Origin of the sequence: Klebsiella sp. FDAARGOS_511 (genome assembly GCF_003812845.1) — a bacterium.
GTDB classification, from domain to species: domain Bacteria; phylum Pseudomonadota; class Gammaproteobacteria; order Enterobacterales; family Enterobacteriaceae; genus Klebsiella; species Klebsiella grimontii.
The window spans coordinates 1,046,189-1,069,703 of record NZ_CP033824.1 but is presented as its reverse complement, the minus strand read 5'-3'; the positions used below and the strand labels follow the sequence as shown (position 1 = coordinate 1,069,703).

20 protein-coding genes are annotated in these 23,515 nt (G+C 57.8%); 13 read left to right on the top strand and 7 right to left on the bottom strand.

The genetic code is table 11. The features are described from left to right. Positions 1-284: 284 nt before the first annotated feature. Together EGY08_RS06255 and EGY08_RS06250 are read left to right on the top strand one after the other, a co-directional pair. Positions 285-1,508: a diguanylate phosphodiesterase gene (locus EGY08_RS06255; protein ID WP_004130625.1), complete on the top strand. Its 1,224-nt coding sequence runs from the start codon at positions 285-287 to the stop codon at positions 1,506-1,508. A 187-nt stretch (positions 1,509-1,695) separates the two neighbouring features. Next, positions 1,696-2,427: a MerR family transcriptional regulator gene (locus tag EGY08_RS06250; protein WP_123828331.1), complete on the top strand. Its 732-nt coding sequence runs from the start codon at positions 1,696-1,698 to the stop codon at positions 2,425-2,427. Positions 2,428-2,520: 93 nt separating this feature from the next. Here the strand turns inward: EGY08_RS06250 and EGY08_RS06245 are convergent, their stop codons facing one another. The 3 genes from EGY08_RS06245 to EGY08_RS06235 form a co-directional block, all read right to left on the bottom strand. Beyond that, positions 2,521-3,075, bottom strand: a complete 555-nt coding sequence (locus tag EGY08_RS06245; RefSeq protein ID WP_004130629.1) for a LuxR C-terminal-related transcriptional regulator — start codon at positions 3,073-3,075, stop codon at positions 2,521-2,523. A gap of 58 nt (positions 3,076-3,133) precedes the next feature. Beyond that, complete coding sequence (locus EGY08_RS06240; RefSeq protein WP_004130630.1) at positions 3,134-3,352, bottom strand: hypothetical protein; 219 nt, start codon at positions 3,350-3,352, stop codon at positions 3,134-3,136. A 412-nt stretch (positions 3,353-3,764) separates the two neighbouring features. Then, complete coding sequence (locus EGY08_RS06235) at positions 3,765-5,048, bottom strand: putative acyl-CoA thioester hydrolase (RefSeq protein WP_049123128.1); 1,284 nt, start codon at positions 5,046-5,048, stop codon at positions 3,765-3,767. Positions 5,049-5,278: 230 nt separating this feature from the next. On the opposite strand from EGY08_RS06235, the gene hutI reads away from it, so the two are divergent. The 6 genes from hutI to EGY08_RS06205 all read left to right on the top strand — a co-directional run bounded on the left by hutI (position 5,279) and on the right by EGY08_RS06205 (position 13,064). Beyond that, entirely contained in the window at positions 5,279-6,496 is a 1,218-nt protein-coding gene (gene hutI, locus EGY08_RS06230; RefSeq protein ID WP_123828330.1) for an imidazolonepropionase, read from the top strand. After that, positions 6,493-7,449, top strand: a complete 957-nt coding sequence (hutG, locus tag EGY08_RS06225; protein ID WP_004130636.1) for a formimidoylglutamase — start codon at positions 6,493-6,495, stop codon at positions 7,447-7,449. The genes hutI and hutG overlap by 4 nt, the downstream gene beginning before the upstream one ends. 54 nt (positions 7,450-7,503) lie before the next feature. Continuing rightward, positions 7,504-8,229 (top strand): histidine utilization repressor, encoded by a 726-nt coding sequence (locus tag EGY08_RS06220; protein WP_004130638.1) that lies wholly within the window; start codon positions 7,504-7,506, stop codon positions 8,227-8,229. 143 nt (positions 8,230-8,372) lie between these two features. Then, on the top strand, positions 8,373-10,061 hold the full coding sequence (gene hutU, locus EGY08_RS31035) for a urocanate hydratase (RefSeq protein WP_004130640.1): 1,689 nt from the start codon (positions 8,373-8,375) through the stop codon (positions 10,059-10,061). Then, the gene (gene hutH / locus EGY08_RS06210) at positions 10,058-11,581 is read left to right on the top strand and encodes a histidine ammonia-lyase (protein ID WP_004130641.1); all 1,524 of its coding nucleotides are present in this window, start codon (positions 10,058-10,060) and stop codon (positions 11,579-11,581) included. The genes hutU and hutH overlap by 4 nt, the downstream gene beginning before the upstream one ends. Positions 11,582-11,681: 100 nt before the next feature. Further along, complete coding sequence (locus EGY08_RS06205) at positions 11,682-13,064, top strand: amino acid permease (protein WP_004130642.1); 1,383 nt, start codon at positions 11,682-11,684, stop codon at positions 13,062-13,064. 100 nt (positions 13,065-13,164) lie between these two features. On the opposite strand, the gene EGY08_RS06200 is transcribed toward EGY08_RS06205, so the two are convergent. Beyond that, on the bottom strand, positions 13,165-13,641 hold the full coding sequence (locus tag EGY08_RS06200) for a kinase inhibitor (RefSeq protein ID WP_049113315.1): 477 nt from the start codon (positions 13,639-13,641) through the stop codon (positions 13,165-13,167). Between the two features lie 69 nt (positions 13,642-13,710). Continuing rightward, entirely contained in the window at positions 13,711-15,000 is a 1,290-nt protein-coding gene (gene bioA, locus EGY08_RS06195; RefSeq protein ID WP_049113319.1) for an adenosylmethionine--8-amino-7-oxononanoate transaminase, read from the bottom strand. Between the two features lie 85 nt (positions 15,001-15,085). On the opposite strand from bioA, the gene bioB reads away from it, so the two are divergent. The 4 genes from bioB to bioD are packed head-to-tail and all read left to right on the top strand — an operon-like array spanning position 15,086 to position 18,734. Next, the gene (bioB, locus tag EGY08_RS06190; protein WP_049113316.1) at positions 15,086-16,126 is read left to right on the top strand and encodes a biotin synthase BioB; all 1,041 of its coding nucleotides are present in this window, start codon (positions 15,086-15,088) and stop codon (positions 16,124-16,126) included. Beyond that, positions 16,123-17,280 carry an 8-amino-7-oxononanoate synthase gene (bioF, locus tag EGY08_RS06185; protein ID WP_123828329.1) on the top strand — a complete coding sequence of 386 codons (1,158 nt, stop codon included), beginning with the start codon at positions 16,123-16,125 and terminating at the stop codon, positions 17,278-17,280. Before bioB ends, bioF begins: the two co-directional genes overlap by 4 nt. Then, on the top strand, positions 17,264-18,019 hold the full coding sequence (gene bioC, locus EGY08_RS06180; RefSeq protein ID WP_004130659.1) for a malonyl-ACP O-methyltransferase BioC: 756 nt from the start codon (positions 17,264-17,266) through the stop codon (positions 18,017-18,019). Before bioF ends, bioC begins: the two co-directional genes overlap by 17 nt. Then, on the top strand, positions 18,012-18,734 hold the full coding sequence (bioD, locus tag EGY08_RS06175; protein ID WP_004130661.1) for a dethiobiotin synthase: 723 nt from the start codon (positions 18,012-18,014) through the stop codon (positions 18,732-18,734). Before bioC ends, bioD begins: the two co-directional genes overlap by 8 nt. Here bioD and EGY08_RS06170 read toward each other — a convergent pair. Continuing rightward, positions 18,676-19,398 (bottom strand): ABC transporter ATP-binding protein, encoded by a 723-nt coding sequence (locus tag EGY08_RS06170; protein ID WP_004135264.1) that lies wholly within the window; start codon positions 19,396-19,398, stop codon positions 18,676-18,678. The genes bioD and EGY08_RS06170 overlap by 59 nt on opposite strands. Before the next feature lie 700 nt (positions 19,399-20,098). Between EGY08_RS06170 and uvrB the strand changes: the two genes are divergently transcribed. Next, positions 20,099-22,114, top strand: a complete 2,016-nt coding sequence (uvrB, locus tag EGY08_RS06165; protein ID WP_123828328.1) for an excinuclease ABC subunit UvrB — start codon at positions 20,099-20,101, stop codon at positions 22,112-22,114. 302 nt (positions 22,115-22,416) lie between these two features. On the opposite strand, the gene pmrB is transcribed toward uvrB, so the two are convergent. Beyond that, on the bottom strand, positions 22,417-23,514 hold the full coding sequence (gene pmrB / locus EGY08_RS06155) for a two-component system sensor histidine kinase PmrB (RefSeq protein ID WP_004130664.1): 1,098 nt from the start codon (positions 23,512-23,514) through the stop codon (positions 22,417-22,419). Position 23,515 lies beyond the last annotated feature (1 nt).

Sequence of the window (23,515 nt, the reverse complement as noted above, 5' to 3'; positions counted from 1 at the left end):
ATGATTGCTAACTTGTACATAAAAAATGAAGAAAAAATGTTATTTTTTTTAATATTTTTTATAACAATTTGATTTTAAATGTTTTTTTTATCTTTTTTGTTGTGAGGGGTGCGCCAGCGTAAGATGTACGTCTTGTACAGGTGTGCCGTCAGGCAAGAATCGCAGTGAAATGAGTCGGTTAATGCAAAATATTTGTTAGGAAGACCGGCTGTTTTACAGGATTTATTGCAGTGGAACTGCTACTGTAATATCTCATTAGTTTTATCTCTTCTGTCGGAAATTTCATGCTCACTACCATCATTTATCGCAGCCATATCTGCGACAACGTGTCAATTAAATCGCTTGATAGCATGGTTGCTGAAGCAAATGTAAAAAATGGCCAGGAAGACGTGTCGGGGATTTTGCTTTTTAACGGCACCCATTTTTTTCAATTATTAGAAGGGCCTGAAGAGAAGGTTGAAGGAATTTATCGCCGTATCTGCACAGACCCGCGGCACCATAATCTTGTTGAACTGCTCAGGGATCATGGTCCGACGCGGCGCTTCGGCAAAATAGGTATGGAACTCTTTGATTTACGAGAGTATGACCGCGATGAAGTGCTGCAAGTTGTGCTGGATAAAGGCACAACGAAATATCAACTCACCTATGACGACAGAGCGCTCCATTTTTTCCGTACCTTCGTGGAAGCAACGGAAAAGGAGAACTATTACGAGATTCCTGCGGCCGAAAGCTGGGATTTTGTGACGGAAGGGGAAGCCTCGTATCCTGATACTCCGCTGGCGCGGGCCGAGTGCAGTTTCGCGTTCCAGCCGGTTATCGACCCGTTTGCGAAAGAGATCGTCTCCGTGGAAGCGCTGCTGCGTACCCCTTCTGGCGAATCGCCGGCAGTCTATTTTGATGGGCTGTCACGAGAGGAAATGTACTCAACGGACCTCCTTAGCAAGCGTATTGCATTTGCCATGGCGGGCCGTCTGCGCCTGCATGGACGCACTCTGTCGATTAACCTGCTACCGATGACGTTGGTAAATATTTCCGGGGCCGTCGAATTTCTGCTGGCGGAAATTGAATCCAATGGTTTGATTCCAGAACAAATTATCGTCGAGTTCACCGAGAGTGAAGCCATTTCCCGCATTGATGAATTCACCGATTCCGTGCGAAAGCTTAAGTCCGCAGGAATTCGCGTAGCGATCGATCACTTTGGCGCCGGATTTGCCGGGCTTTTGCTGTTGGCCCAGTTTCAGCCGGACCGCATTAAGATTAATCGCCAATTGGTTAAGGATATTCATAAGCACGGCCCAAAACAGGCCATCGTGCAGGCCATCATTAAATGCTGTAATTCGCTGGAAATCGCCATTTCAGCGGTGGGCATTGAGCAGCCGGAGGAGTGGATGTGGCTGGAGTCCGCGGGTATTATCCATTTCCAGGGAAATTTATTTGCCAGGCCGTGTCTGGGGGGAATTCCTGCGGTAGCATGGCCTGAGAAAAAAACAGCGTGGGAGCTGCTATAAATTTTTTTCTGCGGCGGAGTGCATGTTTACGTAAAAAAAACGTAGCGAAGGGTAAAATAATCATTCTTTTTTGACCTGTACATTGGCGTCCGACCTGTTTATTTTAACTGTACAAGAAAAGTTAATTGTACAATCCGGCTAAATTAGTTAATTTAGTCGGGAAAGTATTTTCAGGTAGAGGGCGCTAATGGCACATTACAGCATCGGCGAAGTTGCCGAACGTTGCGGAATCAACCCTGTGACTTTGCGTGCATGGCAGCGGAGATATGGTTTGCTCAAGCCGCAGAGAAGCGAGTGTGGACACCGCCAGTTTGACGAGGAGGACGTTCAGCGCATTGAGGAAATCAAACGCTGGATCGATCGGGGGGTTTCGGTTGGCAAGGTTAAGGCGCTACTGGAAGGCCAGCACCCTGAATCGCACGACGCAGGCGTTCTGCTCCAGGAAGAAATGATGTCTCTTCTGCGCCTTGTACAGCCTGCGAAATTACGTACCCGCATCATGTCACTCAGCCATGAATATCCCGTAGATAAACTTATTGACCAGCTTTTCATCCCGGTGCGCAGCAAGCTCAATCTCGATCAGAACACTTCCCTGGCCATCATAAGCATGCTGGACGGTATCCTGATTGATTGCGTGGCGCTTATTCTTGCGGAGTCGCGTAAAAAGGTGGGTAAAGAGACCCTGCTGGTAGGCTGGGGAAATGAAGATCGTACCCGGGTGTGGCTGGAAGCGTGGCGTTTATCGCAGCGCGCCTGGCATGTCAACGTGCTGGCAGAGCCGCTTGACTCTCCCCGCCCCGAGTTATTCCCCGGTCAGCATATTTTTGTCTGGACCGGCCGCGCGCTGACCCCTTTGCAGGCAGAATTACTGAGCCACTGGCAAAGCCAGGGCTACACTATCGAGTTTCACGGAGAGTAAGCGTAAGAGAGGGTTAGCAGCGGAACATTTTTAGAGATGTTATTCCGCCGCTTGTCTTCCCGAACCAACACCTGCCTGGCCGTTCGGTAACTGTCAGAAATTGAGCTGTGTCCAGGCTTTAAATGTTTCGCTGCGGCTAATATTAAAAAAATCTGTCCGGCCCGAGCAGCCAAGTTTTTTAATTAAGGTGAGGCGAATTTGATAAATTGTTTTAATATGTAAATTCAGGGACTTCCCTATATTCACCATCGCCTCGCCATTGTTCATCAGACGAATCACTTCTTTTTCACGGCTGGTGAAAATAATATTTTCTGATTCTCTGTCAGGCTTCTTGCCGAACAAGGTAGGGCGGAGAATAAAAGATTTTATCTCAGCCGGCGTTGCGCGTGCAGGAATTCTGTACATCGGCAGCTCGCTTAGAAAGTTTAAATCATTGCCATCGGTGAGCAGGACAAAACGAACTCTTTTGCGATCATAATGATGATTGAGCACCGCATAATAGTTATCGCTGGTGAAAAAGACATATTTTCCATGGAAACAGCCTGGTGATAACGAATCCAGTATCAGCTGTAATCCTTGACGAAGAAGGTTATTGTTAATCCAAAGATCGTAATGATTAAAAAAGTGACCTTGCTTGTCGTTGTTCATTTGTCCTCCGAGGCAGAAATGTTAATGCAGGCTTGATTTAACAAATCATATATCACGCTTAATGATGACTTTTGGCACGAAGCATATGCAGCGTTTGGATATATAAGTCGGCGAGAATTTCATTTTTTTCGATATTCAGGCGATGCTGCACTTCAACGATTAAACGATCGTGGCTAACGGTTTCATTCTCCGTCTGGGCCTGCACCATATGTTCGATATTTTTCAGCAAAGCAGAGTTCGCAATAAACTCTGCGGGAATTGTGTTTTTAGTCTGCATAGTATATCTCGAGTCATATTAGGCAATTAATCACCAAACAAAGATGTGGCTAGCCATCATCTTTGCGATACGGTTCTTCACCATCCCCAAGGAAATGGTGGGCATTTTTTTAAATCATAAGAATGCTGTAATGCAGGATTTAAAACTTACGTAATAACTATAGTCACGATTTTCAGGATGTACAATTTTTACGAATTAATTTTGTACATTTAGTTTATTTTTTTTAAATAATTCTTTAATTTATTGTTTTATATGAATATTTTATTGTAAAGATAATGCAGGAAACTTGTACAGAACGGCGTATGTGCAGGAATAACCTTCATGATGAGGGGATAGTGGTGAAGAAGAAGGAAGGGTACAGCGGGAAGAGAAAGAGACAAAGGGGGAAGGGCTCCCCCTTTCGGTTTGAGCGTTATTGCTTCGGTTCTGCGACGACAAAGCTTCCCACGCCGCGGTTGTTGTATTCCCACATGCGGTTGAAGTTCGTGTCGTTCAGGTTCCGCTGCGTGTTGCCTTTGGCATCCGCGGTACCAGTGTTGCCGCTAAACGGACGGTTTGAACCGACGGCATCAGCCCACGGTTTGGCAACATTAAAGCCTTCATTAATGACGCTATCGCGAATCACGACCTGCCCGTTGGTGTTGCCGTCAACGTCCAGAGAACGACCCAACTGCGCGACGTTATCGCCGGAAGCGGTAAAGCGGCTGTTCACTGCGAGGAAGCCGTAGGTCACGCTCTTCAGGGTCGCCGGAGCAAAGACGTAACCCTCTTTCTGGGTGCGTGAGTTGACCACGCGGAAGTCGGTATTATCGAACACCACCGCCCCACGGCCGGAAACGATGTCGACATCGCCTTCTATATAGCTGTTGCTGACCAGCGTACGGGTCTGACGGTTATCCTGCAGGCGGTTTTGTACGCCGCTGTTGGTCACGAAAAAGGTGTTCTGGCGGCCAAGGATGTTCACGTGGTTAATCTGCACCCGATCGCCATCGCTACGCAGCGCCACGGCCTGGTGGGTACCCGCGTCAACGCTGTCGCCGAGGTTGTTGGCGATAGTCAGGTTCTGCAACTGGAGATCGTTGTTCTGCGACCAGAAAACCGCTGAGCACATCACGCCAACGGTAGCGGTACGTTTGTTCTGGCAGCTGTCGTACATATACCAGGCCGGTTTACCCGGCATATATTTACCGCCCGGGTTGACCTGGTGACGCCAGGAGACCGGATCCATTTCTGAGTCAATTGCGGCGCTGATTTTAACGTCAATCGGCTTCTCGCCGGTGCCGTACAGGGTCAGCGCGCCGGGTGCCGCCGGCACGTATACGGTGCCGGCATATTCGCCCGGCATAATGGCGATAAACTGGCGACGATTAGAATGGCGGGTAATCGCTGCATCCACCGCGGCCTGAATGGTGGTGTGGGTTACCCCTTGGGTACCCGCAGTCCCAACGACAAAATCCGGCTGCGCCGGAAGGCTGATGGCGGACGGCGTCCACGCAGCAGCGTTCGGATCGAGAGACTGGAAATAGCTCGCCGGTAAAAAGTTCTTCGCCTCATCGGCGGTTAAAACAGGACGAGAGGCCGTGCCCGGCGCAGTCTGCGTGGAGGGTTGTTGATCGGCAGGCGTCGAACTACAGGCGGACAATGTCACGCCAAAGGCCAGCGCCAGCGCCAGGCGGGAAACGGAATATGTGTTCATATTGCTCCGGGCAAGAATAAATTAAGGGGATAAGTCCTTTAAAGCCTGCTGTTTTATACCAACTTAAGCGAAACGGGAAGATGTAGCGAAAAAAAGTTGCTTCCTTTACATAGCGAGCGGCTGGAATGGATCGCTTTTGATCACAAATAAATAACATTCGCCGCTGTCGGGTTGACATTTTTCGCGGAATCAAAATAAATGTCTATACAACCCATGACAAGTTGACGGCTATGACACACCTACCTTCCGAACGCGTAATCTGGCGAAACGTCCGCCTGGCCACGCTCGATCCTCGTTCCTCTCAGCCTTACGGGCTGCTGGATTATCATGCGCTGCTGGTACGCAACGGACGTATCGAAGCCATTGTGCCAGAAGCCCAGGCGCCCGCAGGGCAGAGTATTGACCTTGGCGGCAGACTGCTTACGCCGGGGCTAATAGATTGCCATACGCACCTGGTCTTTGGCGGCAGCCGGGCGCAAGAGTGGGAGCAGCGCCTCAACGGCGTCTCCTACCAGACCATTAGCGCCAACGGCGGCGGTATTAACGCGACCGTGCGGGCTACCCGCGACAGCAGCGAAGCCGAACTGCTGGCGCTGGCCCGACAGCGGCTGGCTCGTCTGCTGCGCGAAGGGGTCACTACTCTCGAGATCAAGTCTGGCTACGGGCTGGATCTCGCAAACGAACGTAAAATGCTGCGGGTTGTACAACAGCTTGCCGCGGCGCATAGCGTTGAGATTTCCCCCACGCTGCTCTCCGCCCACGCCACGCCGCCGGAATATAAAGGCGACCCGGACGGTTATATTAATCTGGTATGTGAAACCATTCTTCCCACGCTGTGGGAAGAGGGGCTATTTGAAAGCGTTGATGCCTTCTGCGAAAACGTTGGCTTTAGTCCGGCGCAAACGGAAAGGGTTTACAGCACGGCCCAGGCATTGGGTATTCCGGTAAAAGGGCACGTCGAGCAGCTCTCTTCGCTGGGCGGCGCTGAATTGGTGAGCCGCTATCACGGTCTTTCCGCCGACCATATCGAATACCTGACGCCAGAAGGCGTGTCGGCGATGAGTCGCAGCGGCACCGTGGCGGTGCTCCTGCCCGGCGCGTTCTATTTCCTTAACGAAACCCGCAGGCCGCCGGTTGAACTGCTGCGTGAATATCAGGTCCCGATGGCGGTGGCGACGGACTACAATCCCGGCACCAGCCCCTTTGCCAGCCTGCATCTGGCGATGAATATGGCCTGTGTGAAATTTGGCTTAACGCCGGAGGAGGCGTGGGCAGGCGTGACGCGTCATGCGGCGCAGGCGCTGGGCCGCAAGGCGAGCCATGGCCAGCTGGCGCCGGGCTTTGTTGCCGATTTCGCTATCTGGGATGCGGAGCATCCGGTGGAGATGGTTTATGAGCCCGGGCGCAGTCCGCTCTGGCAGCGGGTCGTTCGTGGAGAAATCGTATGAAGCTATGGCAACCTACCCCCGCCGCGCTTTGGCAGGGACGCGACGACAGCGCGGAGGCGGCCAACGCGCTGCGCCTGTTTCAGACTATCGTCCGGGCCGAGCGTTTTGAGCCGGAGAAGCTGGCTGGCGAGATTGCCCTGCTTGGATTCGCCTGTGATGAAGGGGTTCGGCGCAATAAAGGGCGCACCGGCGCTGAAATGGGGCCGGAAACCCTGCGCCGGGCACTGGCAAATATGGCCAGCCATGATGGACACGACCGCTGCGTGGATATGGGGACTATCCATGTGGTGGACGACGCGCTGGAGGCGGCACAGCAGGCGCTGCGCGAAGCGGTAACCGCCTGCCAACGCGCGGGCAAGCGTACGCTGGTTCTCGGCGGCGGGCACGAGACGGCCTTCGGCCACGGCGCCGGGGTTCTGGACGCGTTCCCGGGGGAGGAGGTCGGCATTATTAATCTTGATGCGCATCTGGATTTACGTATCGCCGACCGGGCCAGCTCCGGTACGCCGTTCCGTCAGCTGGCGCTGGCCTGCGAAGCGCAGCGGCGCGCTTTTCATTACGCCTGCATCGGCGTGAGCCGCGCCGCCAATACCCAGGCGCTGCTGGACGAGGCCGCCCGCCGCGAGGTGACGATTATTGAAGATCTCGATGTGCTTACCGCTTTCGAGGCGCGAGCGATCCCGGAGATCGCGCGAAATATCGCCCGCTACGATCGTCTGTATCTGACTATCGATCTCGACGTGCTGCCCGCCAGTGAAATGCCCGCCGTCTCCGCGCCTGCCGCGCTCGGCATCCCGATGGCCATGCTGCTGCGCATCGTCGAGCCGCTGTGCCGCAGCGGTAAGCTCCAGGCGGTGGATTTGGTGGAGTTTAATCCGCAGTACGATATTGATAGCCGTGGAGCCCGCACGGCAGCCCGCCTGGCGTGGCAAATCGCCCATTGGTGGCGGTAGCGATTCGGTATATTCTGGACGTTTCGCCGCCCATTTGCACAAGGAAGCCCGGCCATGTTCTCACCGCAACCTCGTTCCGCGCCTGCGCCATTCTATGAAAAGGTGAAGCAGGCTATCAGCGAAAAGATCCACAGCGGCGTCTGGCGTCCGCACGATCGCATTCCTTCGGAGGCGGAACTGGTGGCGCAGTTTGGCTTTAGCCGCATGACCATCAATCGGGCGCTGCGTGAACTGACCGATGAAGGCCTGCTGGTGCGATTACAGGGGGTAGGGACGTTTGTCGCGGAGCCGAAAGGGCAGTCGGCGCTGTTTGAAGTGCGCAGCATCGCCGAAGAAATTGCTTCGCGCCGCCATCAGCACCGCTGTGAAGTGCTGCTGCTGGAGGAAACGCAGGCCGACCTGATTCAGGCCGCGGCGCTGAACGTGGCCGCCGGTACGCGGATTTTCCATTCGCTAATGGTACATTTTGAAAATGACGTCCCGGTACAGATTGAGGACCGCTGCGTCAACGCCGCCGTGGTGCCGGACTATCTGCGTCAGGACTATACCGCCACCACGCCCCACGACTATCTGTCGCTGATCGCCCCGCTGACCGAAGGGGAGCACATTGTCGAGGCGGTGCAGGCAACGGCTGAGGAGTGCGCGCTGCTGCATATTCACCCGCACGACCCCTGTCTGCTGATCCGCCGCCGCACCTGGTCCACTACCCATATCGTCTCCCACGCGCGCCTGCTTTTCCCCGGCAGCCGCTACCGTCTGCAGGGCCATTTTGCGTCCTGATCTCCCTGCGCGTCAGCAAAACGTGATTGCTGACGCAATATAACAAAAATGTATCATTTGTGTTAAATCCTGGCTTGCGCATGCTTGTATAGACAAGTATATGTATCTACGTACACAACGTTAATTGTCAGGAGAAACCCCCGATGTCGCAAAGCAAATACCGCCAGCAGGACGTCCGTGCACCGCGTGGCACGACGCTAAATGCGAAGAGCTGGCTGACCGAAGCTCCGCTGCGTATGCTCATGAATAACCTTGACCCGGATGTCGCCGAAAACCCGCATGAGCTGGTGGTGTACGGCGGTATCGGGCGCGCGGCGCGCAACTGGGAATGCTATGACGCCATCGTGAAGGCGCTGAAAAACCTGGAGAGCGATGAAACCCTGCTGGTGCAGTCCGGTAAGCCGGTGGGCGTATTCAAAACCCATGAAAATTCGCCGCGGGTGCTGATCGCCAACTCCAACCTGGTGCCGCACTGGGCAACCTGGGAACACTTTAACGAGCTGGATGCCAAAGGGTTGGCGATGTACGGTCAGATGACCGCCGGCAGCTGGATCTATATCGGCAGCCAGGGCATCGTGCAGGGCACCTATGAAACCTTCGTTGAAGCCGGCCGCCAGCACTACCAGGGCAGCCTGAAAGGACGCTGGGTCTTGACCGCCGGTCTGGGCGGCATGGGCGGCGCGCAGCCGCTGGCCGCGACCTTAGCGGGCGCCTGCTCGCTGAATATTGAATGCCAGCAAAGCCGTATCGATTTCCGTCTGCGTACCCGCTACGTTGACGAACAGGCGACGTCGCTGGATGACGCCCTGGCGCGCATCAAAAAATACACCGCCGAAGGCCGGGCGATCTCTATCGCCCTGTGCGGAAACGCGGCCGACATCGTGCCGGAAATGGTCAAGCGCGGCGTGCGCCCGGATATGGTGACCGATCAGACCAGCGCCCACGACCCGCTGCACGGCTATTTGCCGAAAGGCTGGAGCTGGGAAGAGTACCAGGCGAAAGCCGAGTCAGACCCGCAGGGCACTATCCTGGCGGCGAAGCGCTCAATGGCCGACCACGTGCAGGCGATGCTGGCATTCCACGAAATGGGCGTGCCGACGTTTGACTACGGTAATAACATTCGCCAGATGGCCCAGGAGATGGGCGTTGACAACGCGTTTGCTTTCCCCGGTTTTGTACCCGCCTATATCCGCCCGCTGTTTTGCCGCGGCATCGGCCCGTTCCGCTGGGTTGCCCTGTCCGGTGACCCGCAGGACATCTATAAAACCGACGCCAAAGTAAAAGAGATCGTTAAAGACGATAAGCACCTGCACCACTGGCTGGATATGGCCCGCGAGCGTATCAGTTTCCAGGGACTGCCGGCACGTATCTGCTGGGTAGGTCTCGAATGGCGGCAGAAGCTGGGGCTGGCGTTTAACGAAATGGTGCGCAGCGGTGAAGTCTCCGCGCCGATCGTCATTGGCCGCGACCACCTTGACTCCGGCTCCGTCGCCAGCCCGAACCGCGAAACGGAAGCGATGCGCGATGGTTCCGACGCCGTTTCCGACTGGCCGCTGCTCAACGCCTTACTGAATACCGCCAGCGGTGCGACCTGGGTGTCGCTGCACCACGGCGGCGGCGTCGGGATGGGCTTTTCGCAGCACTCCGGTATGGTTATCGTCTGCGATGGTACTGATGAGGCGGCCGCGCGCATCGCCCGCGTCCTGCACAACGATCCGGCGACCGGCGTGATGCGTCATGCCGATGCAGGTTACGATATCGCGATTGAGTGCGCGACAGAACAAGGTTTGAATCTTCCGATGGTGGCAGCAACGCAGGGGCACGCTAAATGAACGCTTTAACACTGATTCCGGGTCAACTCAGCCTGTCGCAGCTGCGCGACGTCTACAGCCAGCCGCTAAAGCTCGCCCTCGACGAAAGCGCGTTCGCGGCGATTGATGACAGCGTCGCCTGCGTTAACGCCATTCTGGCGGAAGGTCGCACCGCCTACGGTATCAACACCGGTTTTGGCCTGCTGGCGCAAACCCGCATCTCTACCGAAGACCTGGAAAACCTGCAGCGCTCGCTGGTGCTGTCGCACGCGGCGGGAGTAGGCGAACCGCTGGATGACGACCTCGCGCGTCTGATTATGGTGCTGAAAATTAACAGCCTGTCGCGCGGCTTTTCCGGGATTCGCCTGAGCGTGATCCAGGCGCTGATTGGCCTGGTCAACGCGGGTGTGACGCCGTGGATCCCGGCGAAGGGATCGGTCGGCGCTTCCGGCGACCTCGCGCCGCTGGCGCATATGTCTTTAACCCTGCTTGGCGAGGGGAAAGCGCGGGTGCGCGGCGGGGAGTGGCTGCCGGCGACGGAAGCGCTGCGTAAAGCCGGGCTGGAGCCGATTACTCTGGCGGCGAAAGAGGGACTGGCGCTGCTCAACGGCACGCAGGCCTCGACGGCATTTGCCCTGCGCGGCCTGTTCGAAGCCGAAGATCTGTTCTCTTCTGCGGTGGTCTGCGGGGCGTTAACCACCGAGGCGGCGCTTGGATCGCGCCGGCCGTTTGACCCGCGCATTCATGAAGCGCGCGGCCAGCGCGGGCAGATTGACGCCGCGGCGCTCTATCGCCATCTGCTGACCGACGACAGCGCCATTTCCCAGTCGCATCATAACTGTACCAAGGTGCAGGATCCGTACTCTCTGCGCTGTCAGCCGCAGGTGATGGGGGCCTGCCTGACCCAGCTTCGCCAGGCGGCGGAGGTGCTGCTGGTGGAAGCCAACGCGGTATCCGACAACCCGCTGGTATTTGCCAGCGAGAACGACGTGATTTCCGGCGGTAACTTCCACGCCGAACCGGTGGCGATGGCGGCGGATAATATCGCGCTGGCGATTGCCGAAATTGGCTCGCTGTCGGAGCGCCGCATCGCCCTGATGATGGACAGCCATATGTCGCAGCTGCCGCCGTTCCTTGTGAAAAACGGCGGCGTCAACTCCGGCTTTATGATTGCCCAGGTGACGGCGGCGGCGCTGGCCAGCGAGAACAAAGCGCTGTCGCATCCGCACAGCGTGGACAGTCTGCCGACCTCAGCCAACCAGGAGGACCACGTTTCCATGGCGCCGGCCGCCGGGCGTCGCCTGTGGGCGATGGCGGAAAATACCCGCGGCGTGCTGGCCGTTGAGTGGCTGGCTTCCGTACAGGGGTTGGATATGCGCGAAGGCCTGACCAGTAGCCCGCTGCTGGAAGAGGCGCGACACCTGCTACGCGAACGGGTAACCCATTACACCGAGGATCGTTTCTTCGCCCCGGATATCGAAAACGCCATTGCGCTTCTGGCGGCGCGTCATTTGACGCGGCTGCTGCCCGCCGTGCTCTAAATCATCGCTGTTCTCTGTACCCGCGCCGGGGGGATCGCTTCTTCCCGGCCACCCTACACGCATATTTGTCGTCGTATAAAAACTATCAGGACACTTGCATATGCAACAACAAAACAAGCCACACCTGCTGCGCGGGCTGAACGCCCGGCACATTCGTTTTATCGCCCTCGGCTCCGCCATCGGTACCGGGCTGTTTTACGGCTCGGCATCGGCGATCAAAGCCGCGGGCCCGGCGGTACTGCTGGCCTATCTGATCGGCGGCGCGGCGGTGTTTATCGTGATGCGCGCGCTGGGGGAAATGGCGGTACGCAACCCCGTTTCCGGCTCCTTCAGCAGCTACGCGCGCCAGTATCTTGGTCCGCTGGCGGGGTTTATCACCGGCTGGACCTACACTTTTGAAATGGTGATCGTCGCCCTCGCGGACGTTACCGCTTTCGGCATCTATATGGGACTGTGGTATCCCGATGTTCCGCGCTGGATTTGGGTGCTAAGCATTATCTTTTTTATCGGCGCCATGAACCTGTGCAGCGTGCGCGTTTTTGGCGAGATGGAGTTCTGGCTGTCGCTGATCAAAGTGGTGGCGATTATCGCCATGATTGTGGCGGGCGGCAGCATTATTTTCTTCGGGTTCGGTAATGCTTTCCCGGCAACCGGGCTGGAGAACCTATGGAGCCACGGCGGCTTTGCCCCTAACGGCTGGGAGGGGATTATTGCCTCGCTCGGTATCGTGATGTTTGCCTTTGGCGGCGTCGAGATTATCGGCGTGACCGCGGCGGAAGCGAAGAATCCGCAGAAGGTGATCCCGCAGGCGATCAACACTATCCCGCTGCGTATCGTGCTGTTCTATGTCTGCACCCTGGCCATTCTGATGGCGATATTCCCGTGGAATAGCTTCGGCGAGCGGGGCAGTCCTTTCGTGCTGATTTTTGAGGGTCTGGGTATTCCTGCGGCGGCCACCATTCTGAATATCATCGTCATCAGCGCCAGTATTTCGGCGATCAACAGCGATATTTTCGGCGCGGGGCGCATGATGTACGGTATGGCGAAAGAGGGGCTGGCGCCGAAGAGCTTCCAGCGTATCGCCAGCAACGGCGTGCCGTGGATGACGGTGGTGGTGATGGGCGTGGCGCTGCTGGCGGCGGTGGTGTTGAACTACCTGATGCCGGAGCAGGTGTTTGTGCTGATCGCTTCGCTGGCGGCCTTCGCGACGGTGTGGGTCTGGGTGATGATCCTGCTCGCCCACTTTGCGATGCGTCGCGGCCTGTCCGCTGAAGAGCGCGGCAATATTGCGTTCCCGGTGCCGTTCTGGCCGGTTGCGCCGCTGCTGACGCTGCTGTTTATGGGGCTGGTGATTGCGGTGCTCGGAATGGTGGAAGAGACGCGGATTGCGCTGATCGCCGGTCTGGTGTGGCTCGGACTGCTGACGGCGGTGTGGTTTGCGCGGGTGCGCAAAAACGCCGTGCTGGCGATGACGGAGTCGTGATTGTTTTGGTTTTCCCGGGTGCGGCTAACGCCTTACCCGGGCGACCAAATTGCATGAACTCGTAGCCCGGATAAAGCGTTTACGCCGTAATCCGGGATCGTTAGCTAAACAGGGCGCTAATCGACGCGCTGCCGAGGCCGTGGAAATGGACGTTAAAGCCTACCATCGCGCCGCTTGCGCCCTCATCGACGTCAATCTTTTCGACGTCCAGCGCGTGGACGGTAAAGATATAGCGATGGGTCTCGCCCTTTGGCGGTGCCGCGCCGCCGTACCCGGCCTGGCCAAAATCGGTGCGGGTCTGTATCGCTTCTTCGGGCAGTTCCGCCTGCCCGGAGCCCGCTCCCTGCGGTAGCACGCGGGTATCGGCCGGCAGGTTGGCCACCACCCAGTGCCACCAGCCGGAGCCGGTCGGCGCATCGGGATCGAAACAGGTCACCACAAAGCTTTTGGTTCCGGCCGGGACATCGTCCCACGCCAGATGCGGCGAAATATTATCGCCATCGTAGCCCATACCGTTGAAGACATGACGATTGGGCAGCTTCTCGCCATCCTGCAAATCATGACTGATTAATTTCATCGTCTCTCCTCGCATTAATTCACTGATTAGCAAAGAAGTGTAGCGCGTGAGGCGCGCCTTTACCGTCGCTTATTCGCTAAAAAATGTTTCATCCTGAACAGCGATGTTAACCGCCCGCGTCAGGCGGCTTAGCTGTGCCGGCGTAATGATGTACGGCGGCATCAGGTAGATAAGGCGCCCGAACGGGCGGATCCACACGCCTTGCTCGACGAAAAAGCGCTGCAGAGCGGCCATGTTGACCGGCCGATGCGTCTCGACCACGCCAATGGCTCCCAGCACCCGCACATCGGCAACCTGCGCGGATTCGCGCGCCGGCGCCAGCTCGGCGTTGAGCTGCGCTTCAATGGCCGCCACCTGCTGCTGCCATTCGCCGCTTTCCAGCAGGCGCAGGCTCTCGGTCGCCGCCGCGCAGGCCAGCGGGTTGCCCATAAAGGTCGGGCCGTGCATAAAGCAGCCGGCTTCACCGTCGCTGATGGTTTCCGCCACCTGACGAGTGGTGAGGGTGGCGGAGAGCGTCATGGTGCCGCCGGTCAGCGCTTTGCCGAGGCACAGAATATCCGCCGCGATAGCCGCGTGCTCGCAGGCGAACAGCTTACCCGTTCGGCCAAAGCCAGTGGCAATCTCATCGGCAATCAGCAGAATGCCTTCCCGATCGCACATCTTGCGGATCCGCCTGAGCCACTCGGGATGGTACATCCGCATGCCTCCCGCCCCCTGGACAATCGGCTCGAGGATCACCGCGGCGATTTCATGACGATGGGCGGCCATCAGCCGGGCGAACGGCACGATATCCCGCTCATCCCATTCACCGTCAAAGCGGCTTTGCGGCGCCGGGGCGAAGAGGTTATCGGGCAAATAACCCTGCCACAGGCTGTGCATTGAGTTCGCCGGATCGCAGACCGACATCGCGCCGAAGGTATCGCCATGATAGCCGTTGCGGAAGGTGAGAAAGCGTCGGCGCGGGTCGCCCTTCGCCTGCCAGTACTGCAGCGCCATTTTCATCGCTACTTCAACGGCGACGGAACCGGAATCGGCGAGGAACACGCACTCAAGGCTTTCCGGCGTCATCGCCACCAGCTGACGGCACAGGGCGATCGCGGGAGGGTGAACGATCCCGCCGAACATCACGTGCGACATCTGCTCAATCTGCGCTTTCATCGCCGCGTTCAGCCGCGGGTGGTTGTAGCCGTGAATAGCCGCCCACCAGGACGACATGCCGTCAACCAGCTGCCCGCCGTCGGCGAGGGTCAGCTCACAGCCGTGGGCGGCCACGACCGGATAGACCGGCAGCGGCGAAGTCATTGAAGTGTAAGGGTGCCAGATGTGGCGCCGATCGAAAGCGAGATCGTCCGTTGTCATAATCGACTTGTAAACCATTTTGAAAACATTTAGGTTTACGAGTATAAACCGAACCAACAATTAACAAAACCCTTGGGAGAGGCTAATGGCTCACCACCTCCGCTGGACAATGTCGCAAGTTACTGAGTTATTTAATAAACCCTTTCTGGACCTGCTGTTTGAAGCGCAACAGATCCATCGCCAGCACTTCGACCCGCGCCAGGTTCAGGTCAGCACGCTGCTGTCGATTAAGACCGGCGCCTGCCCGGAAGACTGCAAATACTGCCCGCAAAGCGCGCGCTATAAAACCGGCCTCGAATCCGAGCGCCTGATGGAAGTTGAACAGGTCCTGGAGTCGGCGCGACAGGCGAAACAAGCCGGTTCAACCCGCTTCTGTATGGGGGCGGCGTGGAAGAATCCGAACGATCGCGATATGCCGTATCTTGAGCAGATGGTGAAAGGGGTGAAAGCGCTGGGGCTGGAAGCCTGCATGACCCTCGGTACGCTCAACGATAGCCAGGCGCAGCGCCTGGCCGGCGCCGGTCTGGATTATTACAACCACAACCTTGATACCTCGCCGGAGTTCTACGGCAATATCATCACCACCCGCACCTACCAGGAGCGCCTTGATACCCTCGACAAGGTACGCGATGCCGGGATTAAAGTGTGCTCCGGCGGGATTGTCGGGCTTGGCGAAACGGTTAAAGACCGCGCCGGGCTGCTGCTGCAGTTGGCCAATCTGCCGACGCCGCCGGAAAGCGTGCCGATCAACATGCTGGTGAAGGTTAAAGGCACGCCGCTGGCGGACAACGACGACGTGGATGCCTTTGATTTTATTCGTACTATCGCCATTGCGCGCATCATGATGCCAACCTCGCACGTGCGTCTTTCCGCCGGGCGCGAACAGATGAACGAACAGACCCAGGCGATGTGCTTCATGGCCGGAGCGAACTCGATTTTCTACGGCTGCAAGCTGCTGACCACGCCAAACCCGGAAGAGGACAAAGACCTGCAGCTGTTCCGCAAGCTGGGCATTAACCCGCAGCAGACCGCGGTGCTGGAAGGCGATAACGCCCAGCAGCAGCGCCTGGAGCAGGCGCTGATGAATCCGGATACCGAGGAATATTACAACGCGGCGGCGCTATGAGCTGGCAGCACCGTATCGAGCTGGCGCTGGAGGAGCGGCGAGCGGCGGATGCCTTGCGCAGTCGCCTACCGGTGACGCTGGGCGCAGGACGCTGGCTCAGCCGCGAAGGACGGCGCTGGCTCAATTTTTCCAGCAACGATTATCTTGGCCTCAGCCAGCATCCGGCTGTCGTCAAGGCCTGGCAGCAGGGCGCGGAGCGCTACGGCGTCGGCAGCGGCGGCTCCGGCCACGTCAGCGGCTATAGCGAGGCGCACCGCGCGCTGGAGGAGCAGCTGGCCGACTGGCTGGGCTATCCGCGCGCGCTGCTGTTTATTTCCGGCTTTGCTGCGAACCAGGCGGTAATTGCCGCGCTGGCGGGCAAAGAGGATCGGATTGTCGCCGACCGTCTCAGCCACGCATCGCTGCTGGAAGCCGCCAGCCTGAGCCCGGCGCAGCTGCGACGCTTTCAGCACAATGACTGCCGCCATCTTGACGAGTTGCTGGCGAAACCGCTTACTGGCCAGCAACTGGTGGTGACCGAAGGCATTTTTAGCATGGACGGCGATAGCGCGCCGCTGGCGGAGGTTTGCCAGGCGTCGCGGGTCGCGGGCGCGCTTCTGCTGGTTGACGACGCGCACGGTATCGGCGCGCTCGGCGAAGAGGGGCGCGGCAGCTGCCATACGCAGCAGATACTCCCGGATCTGCTTATCGTCACCTTCGGTAAAGCGTTTGGCGTCAGCGGCGCGGCGGTGCTGTGCAGCGAGGCGCTGGCGGATTATCTGCTGCAGTTTGCCCGCCATCTGATTTACAGCACTGCCATGCCCCCGGCGCAAGCGGTGGCGCTGAGCGCCGCGCTGGCCGTGATTCGCAGTGACGAGGGTCAGCAGCGGCGGGAAACCCTGGCCGGCCATATCGCCGACTTTCGCCGGGGAATGTCCCACTATCCCGGTGAACTCACCGATTCTGGCAGCGCGATTCAGCCTCTGATCGTCGGTGATAACGCGCGCGCGCTGCGGCTGGCGGCGCGTCTGCGCGAGGAAGGCTGCTGGGCGACGGCAATCCGCCCGCCGACGGTCCCCGCCGGCAGCGCGCGGCTGCGCCTGACGCTGACCGCCGCGCATAAGTCTGCCGATATCGCTCGCCTGCTGGAGGTGCTGCATGACGGCGGTGAATAAGCGCGCCATCGCGGCGGCGTTTGGCCGCGCGGCGGGGCATTATACCCAGCACGACGAATTACAGCGTCTAAGTGCCTCTCTGCTGCTGGAACAGCTGGATATCAAGACCTTTCCTGAGGTGCTGGACGCGGGCTGCGGCCCCGGCAGCATAAGCCGTTTCTGGCGCGATGCAGGGAGCCGGGTGACGGCACTGGATCTTTCCGTCGACATGCTGGCGGAAGCCCGCCGCGGAAACTGCGCGCACCGCTACCTGGAGGGCGACATCGAAGCGCTGCCGCTGGCGGACGGTAGTGTTGACCTGGCGTGGAGCAATCTTGCGGTTCAGTGGTGCGACAATCTCGCTACCGCCGTTGATGAGCTGTCCCGGGTGGTACGGCCCGGCGGGCGCGTCGCGTTTAGTACGCTGCTGTCAGGTTCTTTACCTGAGCTCAATCAGGCCTGGCGAGCCATCGATGCGCGGCCGCACGCCAACCGTTTTCTCAGCGAGCAGGCGGTGCGCCAGACGCTGGCCGGTCGCCGCGCCAGCGGCCACGTCCACGCCATCACGCTGCCGTTTGCCGACGCGCTCAGCGCGATGCGCTCGCTTAAAGGCATTGGCGCGACCCATCTACACCACGGGCGCGGCGCGGCTACGCTCAGCCGCGGCAAGCTGAGGCAGCTTCAGCTCGCCTGGCCGCAGCAGCAGGGCCAGTGTCCGCTGACGTATCATCTTTTCACAGGAGTTATCGAACGTGATTAAACGTTTTTTCGTTACCGGCACCGACACCGAGGTGGGTAAAACCGTCGCCAGCTGCGCTCTGCTGCAGGCGGCCAATCGCGAAGGATTTAAGAGCGCGGGCTACAAACCGGTGGCTTCCGGCAGCGAATATACGCCGCAGGGTCTGCGCAACGAGGATGCGCTGGCTTTACAGCGCAATAGCCGGGTGGCGCTACGCTACGAGCAGGTCAACCCGTTCACCTTTGCTGAGCCGACGTCACCGCATATTATCAGCGCCGAAGAAGGGAGGCCGATCGACGCCGCCGCGATCTCTGCAGGCCTGCGCGGTCTGGAAGCGCTGTCTGACTGGCTGCTGGTGGAAGGGGCAGGGGGCTGGTTTACGCCGCTTTCGCAGACGCTGACCTTTGCCGATTGGGTACGGGAAGAGCGGCTGCCGGTGATTTTAGTGGTCGGCGTTAAGCTGGGGTGCATCAACCATGCGATGCTTACCGCTCAGGCGGTGCTTCAGGCCGGGCTGCCGCTGGCGGGCTGGATAGCCAATGATATCCAGCCGCCGGGCAGGCGCCACTCTGAGTATCTGGCGACGTTGAAGCGCGTACTGCCCGCGCCGTTGCTCGGCGAGATCCCGTGGCTGGCGAATGCGGTTCAGCGTGAGGATCTGGGACAGTATCTCGACCTCAGCGCGCTGGATCGGGCGTCATCCACTTCGCCAGCAGTGGAGTATCCAGCTGGTTAACGTCGCCCTGAGCGACGCTGCGTCCGCAGTGCAGTAGACAGAAACGATCCGCCACCCGGCGAATAAACGGCAGATGCTGTTCGGCGATCAGCACCGTCAGGCCAATATCGCGGTTCAGACGCATCAGTAAATCCCCAAGTTTGTGCAGGAAACGCTGGCCGCCGCCGCGTGAGGGCTCGTCGAGGATCAGCAGGCGCGGGCGGGTTATCAGCGCTCTCGCCAGCGCCAGCTGATACTGGTCGTCGGCGGTCAGGGTAATCCCTTTACTTTGCCGCAGAGCGTACAGCTCGGGAAACAGATCGTAAATCTCTCCGGCGACCGCTGATGCCGGTTCACCGCCCGCCGCGAGGGCGATGTGCAGATTTTCCTCGACGCTCAGCTGTGAAAAAATCCGTTTATCCTGCGGGACGTAGCCAATGCCGATGGCGCTGCGCGACTGCGCGGAGAGCGGCATCAGATCATAGGGCGCCGATCCGCCGTCCTGCCAGGTCATACTGCCGCTGGCCACCGGCAGATGGCCGGTAATGCAATTGACGAGCGTGGTTTTACCCATCCCCTGAAGCCCCATTACGCAGGTGCATTTACCGGGCCTGAGCTCGAGGTCGACATTCCACAGCGTGTGCTGGCTTCCGTAATAGTGATTCACGGCACGTAGACTCAACATAGACGTTTTCTCCTTTCCTGGGATAGCAGGCGACAAGAAGATTCTGCAAATCTCTTGCCAGGAAAAAGAACTCTCGGTATTTGCTGGTCTATACAGGTGCTGCCGGGCGAAAGCGGATCGGCCTTGCACTTTCCCGGTGCCCGCGCGCTGAAACGTGGTGCAAAAATCTCGCTACTCTTCGTCGATAAACAGCAAAAAAAATTCAATTAATTTTTTTCGCGGCGGGTTTTGCCGAGGCGATCGGTTTTGTGCGGGTGGCACGGGTCATGGGCTGCAGACAGTTATCCACTATTCCTGTGGATAACCTTGTGCATTAGAGTTAGAAAACTTGCGGTAAGCTAGAGAGTACGCGGCCTGCGGGCGAATTGGCGCGAAACCCGTCTTTTATTAAATTCTATTAAATATCAATTGATTAGATAAAAGCAATGCCTGTAAGAAAAGTGTCACCGGCTGCCATAAAACATTCATCCCCTCGCTTGACAAATGTTAAATGACAATACTTTTTGGGGATAACCCTACAGAGTGGCGGATTATCCCGTAAAGCGCTTTTTATTTGCCCATGTTGGCGGTAAAAAGCGCCAATTAGACCGGATACGATAATAGGACACTGGCTTTATATCCAGTGTTTTTTATTGGCAAAAGCTGAGCTGACGAGTAGAATTAAACACCTGCCGTTCAACCCTTCTTCAGGTTCTGATTGATGAGTAAACCGTTCAAGCTGCATTCTGCTTTCCGTCCCTCCGGCGACCAGCCGGAAGCCATTCGTCGCCTGGAAGAGGGGCTGGAAGATGGCCTGGCGCATCAAACGCTGCTCGGGGTAACCGGCTCAGGTAAAACGTTTACCATCGCCAACGTTATTGCTGACCTGCAGCGCCCGACGATGGTGCTGGCGCCGAACAAAACCCTGGCGGCGCAGCTTTACGGCGAGATGAAAGAGTTCTTCCCGGAGAACGCGGTGGAGTATTTCGTCTCGTACTATGACTACTACCAGCCGGAAGCCTATGTACCAAGCTCGGACACCTTCATCGAGAAAGATGCGTCGGTGAACGAACACATTGAACAGATGCGTCTGTCGGCGACCAAAGCCCTGCTGGAGCGTCGCGACGTGGTGGTGGTGGCGTCGGTCTCCGCTATTTACGGCCTGGGCGATCCGGACCTCTATCTGAAGATGATGCTGCACCTGACGGTGGGCATGATCATTGACCAGCGCGCTATCTTGCGCCGCCTGGCCGAGCTGCAGTATACCCGCAACGATCAGACCTTCCAGCGCGGTACCTTCCGCGTGCGCGGCGAAGTGATTGATATCTTCCCGGCGGAATCTGACGACGTCGCGCTGCGCGTTGAGCTGTTCGATGAGGAAGTTGAGCGCCTGTCGCTATTCGATCCGCTGACCGGTCATATCGAGTCGACGATCCCGCGTTTCACCGTCTACCCAAAGACCCACTACGTCACCCCGCGCGAGCGTATCGTCCAGGCGATGGAAGAGATTAAAGTGGAACTGGCGGAGCGGCGTAAGGTGCTGCTGGAGAACAACAAGCTGCTGGAAGAGCAGCGCCTGAGCCAGCGTACGCAGTTCGACCTCGAAATGATGAACGAGCTGGGCTACTGTTCGGGGATTGAAAACTACTCGCGCTACCTGTCGGGCCGCGGCCCGGGCGAGCCGCCGCCGACGCTGTTTGACTACCTGCCGGCCGATGGTCTGCTGGTGATTGATGAATCCCACGTTACGATCCCGCAAATCGGCGGCATGTACCGCGGGGACCGGGCGCGTAAAGAGACGCTGGTGGAGTACGGTTTCCGTCTGCCGTCGGCGCTCGATAACCGGCCAATGAAGTTTGAAGAGTTTGAGGCCCTGGCGCCGCAAACTATCTACGTATCGGCGACGCCGGGGGCCTATGAGCTGGATAAATCCGGCGACGAGGTGGTGGATCAGGTCGTCCGTCCTACGGGGCTGCTGGATCCGGTTATCGAAGTGCGTCCGGTGGGCACCCAGGTCGACGATCTACTCTCGGAAATTCGCATCCGCACCGCGATCAACGAGCGCGTGCTGGTCACGACGCTGACCAAACGGATGGCGGAAGATTTAACCGAATATCTGGAAGAGCACGGCGAGCGGGTTCGCTACCTGCACTCGGACATCGACACCGTGGAGCGCATGGAGATTATCCGCGACCTGCGCCTCGGCGAGTTTGACGTTCTGGTGGGCATCAACCTGCTGCGTGAAGGTTTGGATATGCCGGAAGTCTCGCTGGTGGCGATCCTTGATGCTGATAAAGAAGGCTTCCTGCGCTCTGAACGCTCGCTGATTCAGACCATTGGCCGCGCGGCGCGAAATATCAACGGCAAAGCGATTCTCTACGGCGATAAAATCACCCCGTCGATGGCGAAAGCGATCGGTGAAACCGAGCGCCGCCGTGAGAAGCAGCAGGCGTACAATGAAGAGCACGGCATTGTTCCGCAGGGGCTCAACAAGAAAGTGGTCGACATTCTGGCGCTTGGACAGAATATCGCGAAAACCAAAACCAAGGGGCGCGGCAAGTCCCGCTCACCGGTTGAGGCGGATACGGTCGCCCTCACGCCGAAGGCGCTTCAGCAGAAGATTCACGAGCTGGAAGGGCAGATGATGCAGCACGCGCAGAACCTGGAGTTCGAAGAGGCGGCGCAAATTCGCGACCAGCTTCACCAGTTGCGCGAGCTGTTTATCGCCGCTTCGTAGCGGAGTAATCGCCAGGACCTTACGGGTCTTCGGGGTGATGGACGGGATGTGTTGTTCGCATGTCGGGTAAGGCGCTAGCCGCCACCCGACAGAAAAGCGGGCCCTGCGACAAAACGAGGTGGCCGGAATGCTTTGGTTATTTATTGCACCTCTGTCGCGATTTTCCCTGATGCTTAATGTTGGCTTAATCTTGTTTGGCGAAACTATCCTCACTTTACTGAGGATAGCGCCATGCAAAAATTAACCTTCCGCGAATACCTGGCAGTCACCTGCGCGTTTGTTATTGTCGTTGCCTTTTTCCATCAGTGGGTGCTGACGTTCTGACGCGAAGCTTTAGGGAAGAGTACCCAGGCGCGAACGCCGGGGCCGGGCTGACGGTTATGTAAAAAGAACTGCGCGTCGTGCAGCTGGGCGATGCGGGTGACGATGCTTAACCCAAGACCAATACCGCCGTAGCGGCTGTCCATGCGAACGAACGCTTTGCTTAATTCACCGCTTTTCGCCTCATCGATTCCCGGGCCTTCGTCTTCGATCGCCAGAATTGGCGTTGGGCCGGGCGCTATCGACACTTTAATCGTCGACCCCGTCGGGCTATAGCGATGGGCGTTTTCCACCAGATTTCGCAGGATTACCTGCACCAGCGTGGCGTCGCCCGAAACCACCGCTTCACCCTCTTTTTCGCTGAACACCAGCTTTTGCTGGCGCTGCTGCAGCATCGTTTCGAGCTCGTCCTGCAGCGGCTCGAAAACATCCTCTTTTAGCGCAACCTGCTGATAGCTACCGGCGGAGAATGACTGGCCGACGCGCGCCAGCTGAAGCAGTTGAGAAATGCTGTTGGTCATTTGATCGAGACGCTGTATCAGCGGGTCCACGCTAACGTTGTGCACTTTCGCCAGCAGCTCCAGGTGCAGACGCAGCCCGGCCAGCGGCGTGCGTAGCTCATGGGCGACGTCGGCGGTAAACAGACGCTCGCGATCGAGGGTTAAATTCAGGCGGGACACCAGCTGATTAATCGCGGTGGTCACCGCGGTGACTTCAGGAACCGATTCCTTCAGCGTGATAGGCTGCAGATTGTCCGGGGTGCGGCTTTCCAGCTCAAGCTGCAGTCTGGAAAGCGGCCTGGTGATTTTTTTAACCGCCAGCAGGGAAATATACAGCGCCAGGCCAATAATCAGCAGGCTCGGGATCAGCAGGCTGGCTACCGCTTCGCGAACCTCGTGCTCAATATGCTTCTGATTGTTATGCCCTTCGATGGCGCTGGCGACCAGCAGCTGTATCTGTTCCTGGCTTTCATGCCAAAGCCAGAACACGCTGATGAGCTGACAAACGGCCAGAATAACGCCAATTGTCAGCAGCAGCCGATGACGCATAGTCCAGTTTTCACTGACAAAAAAAGCCATA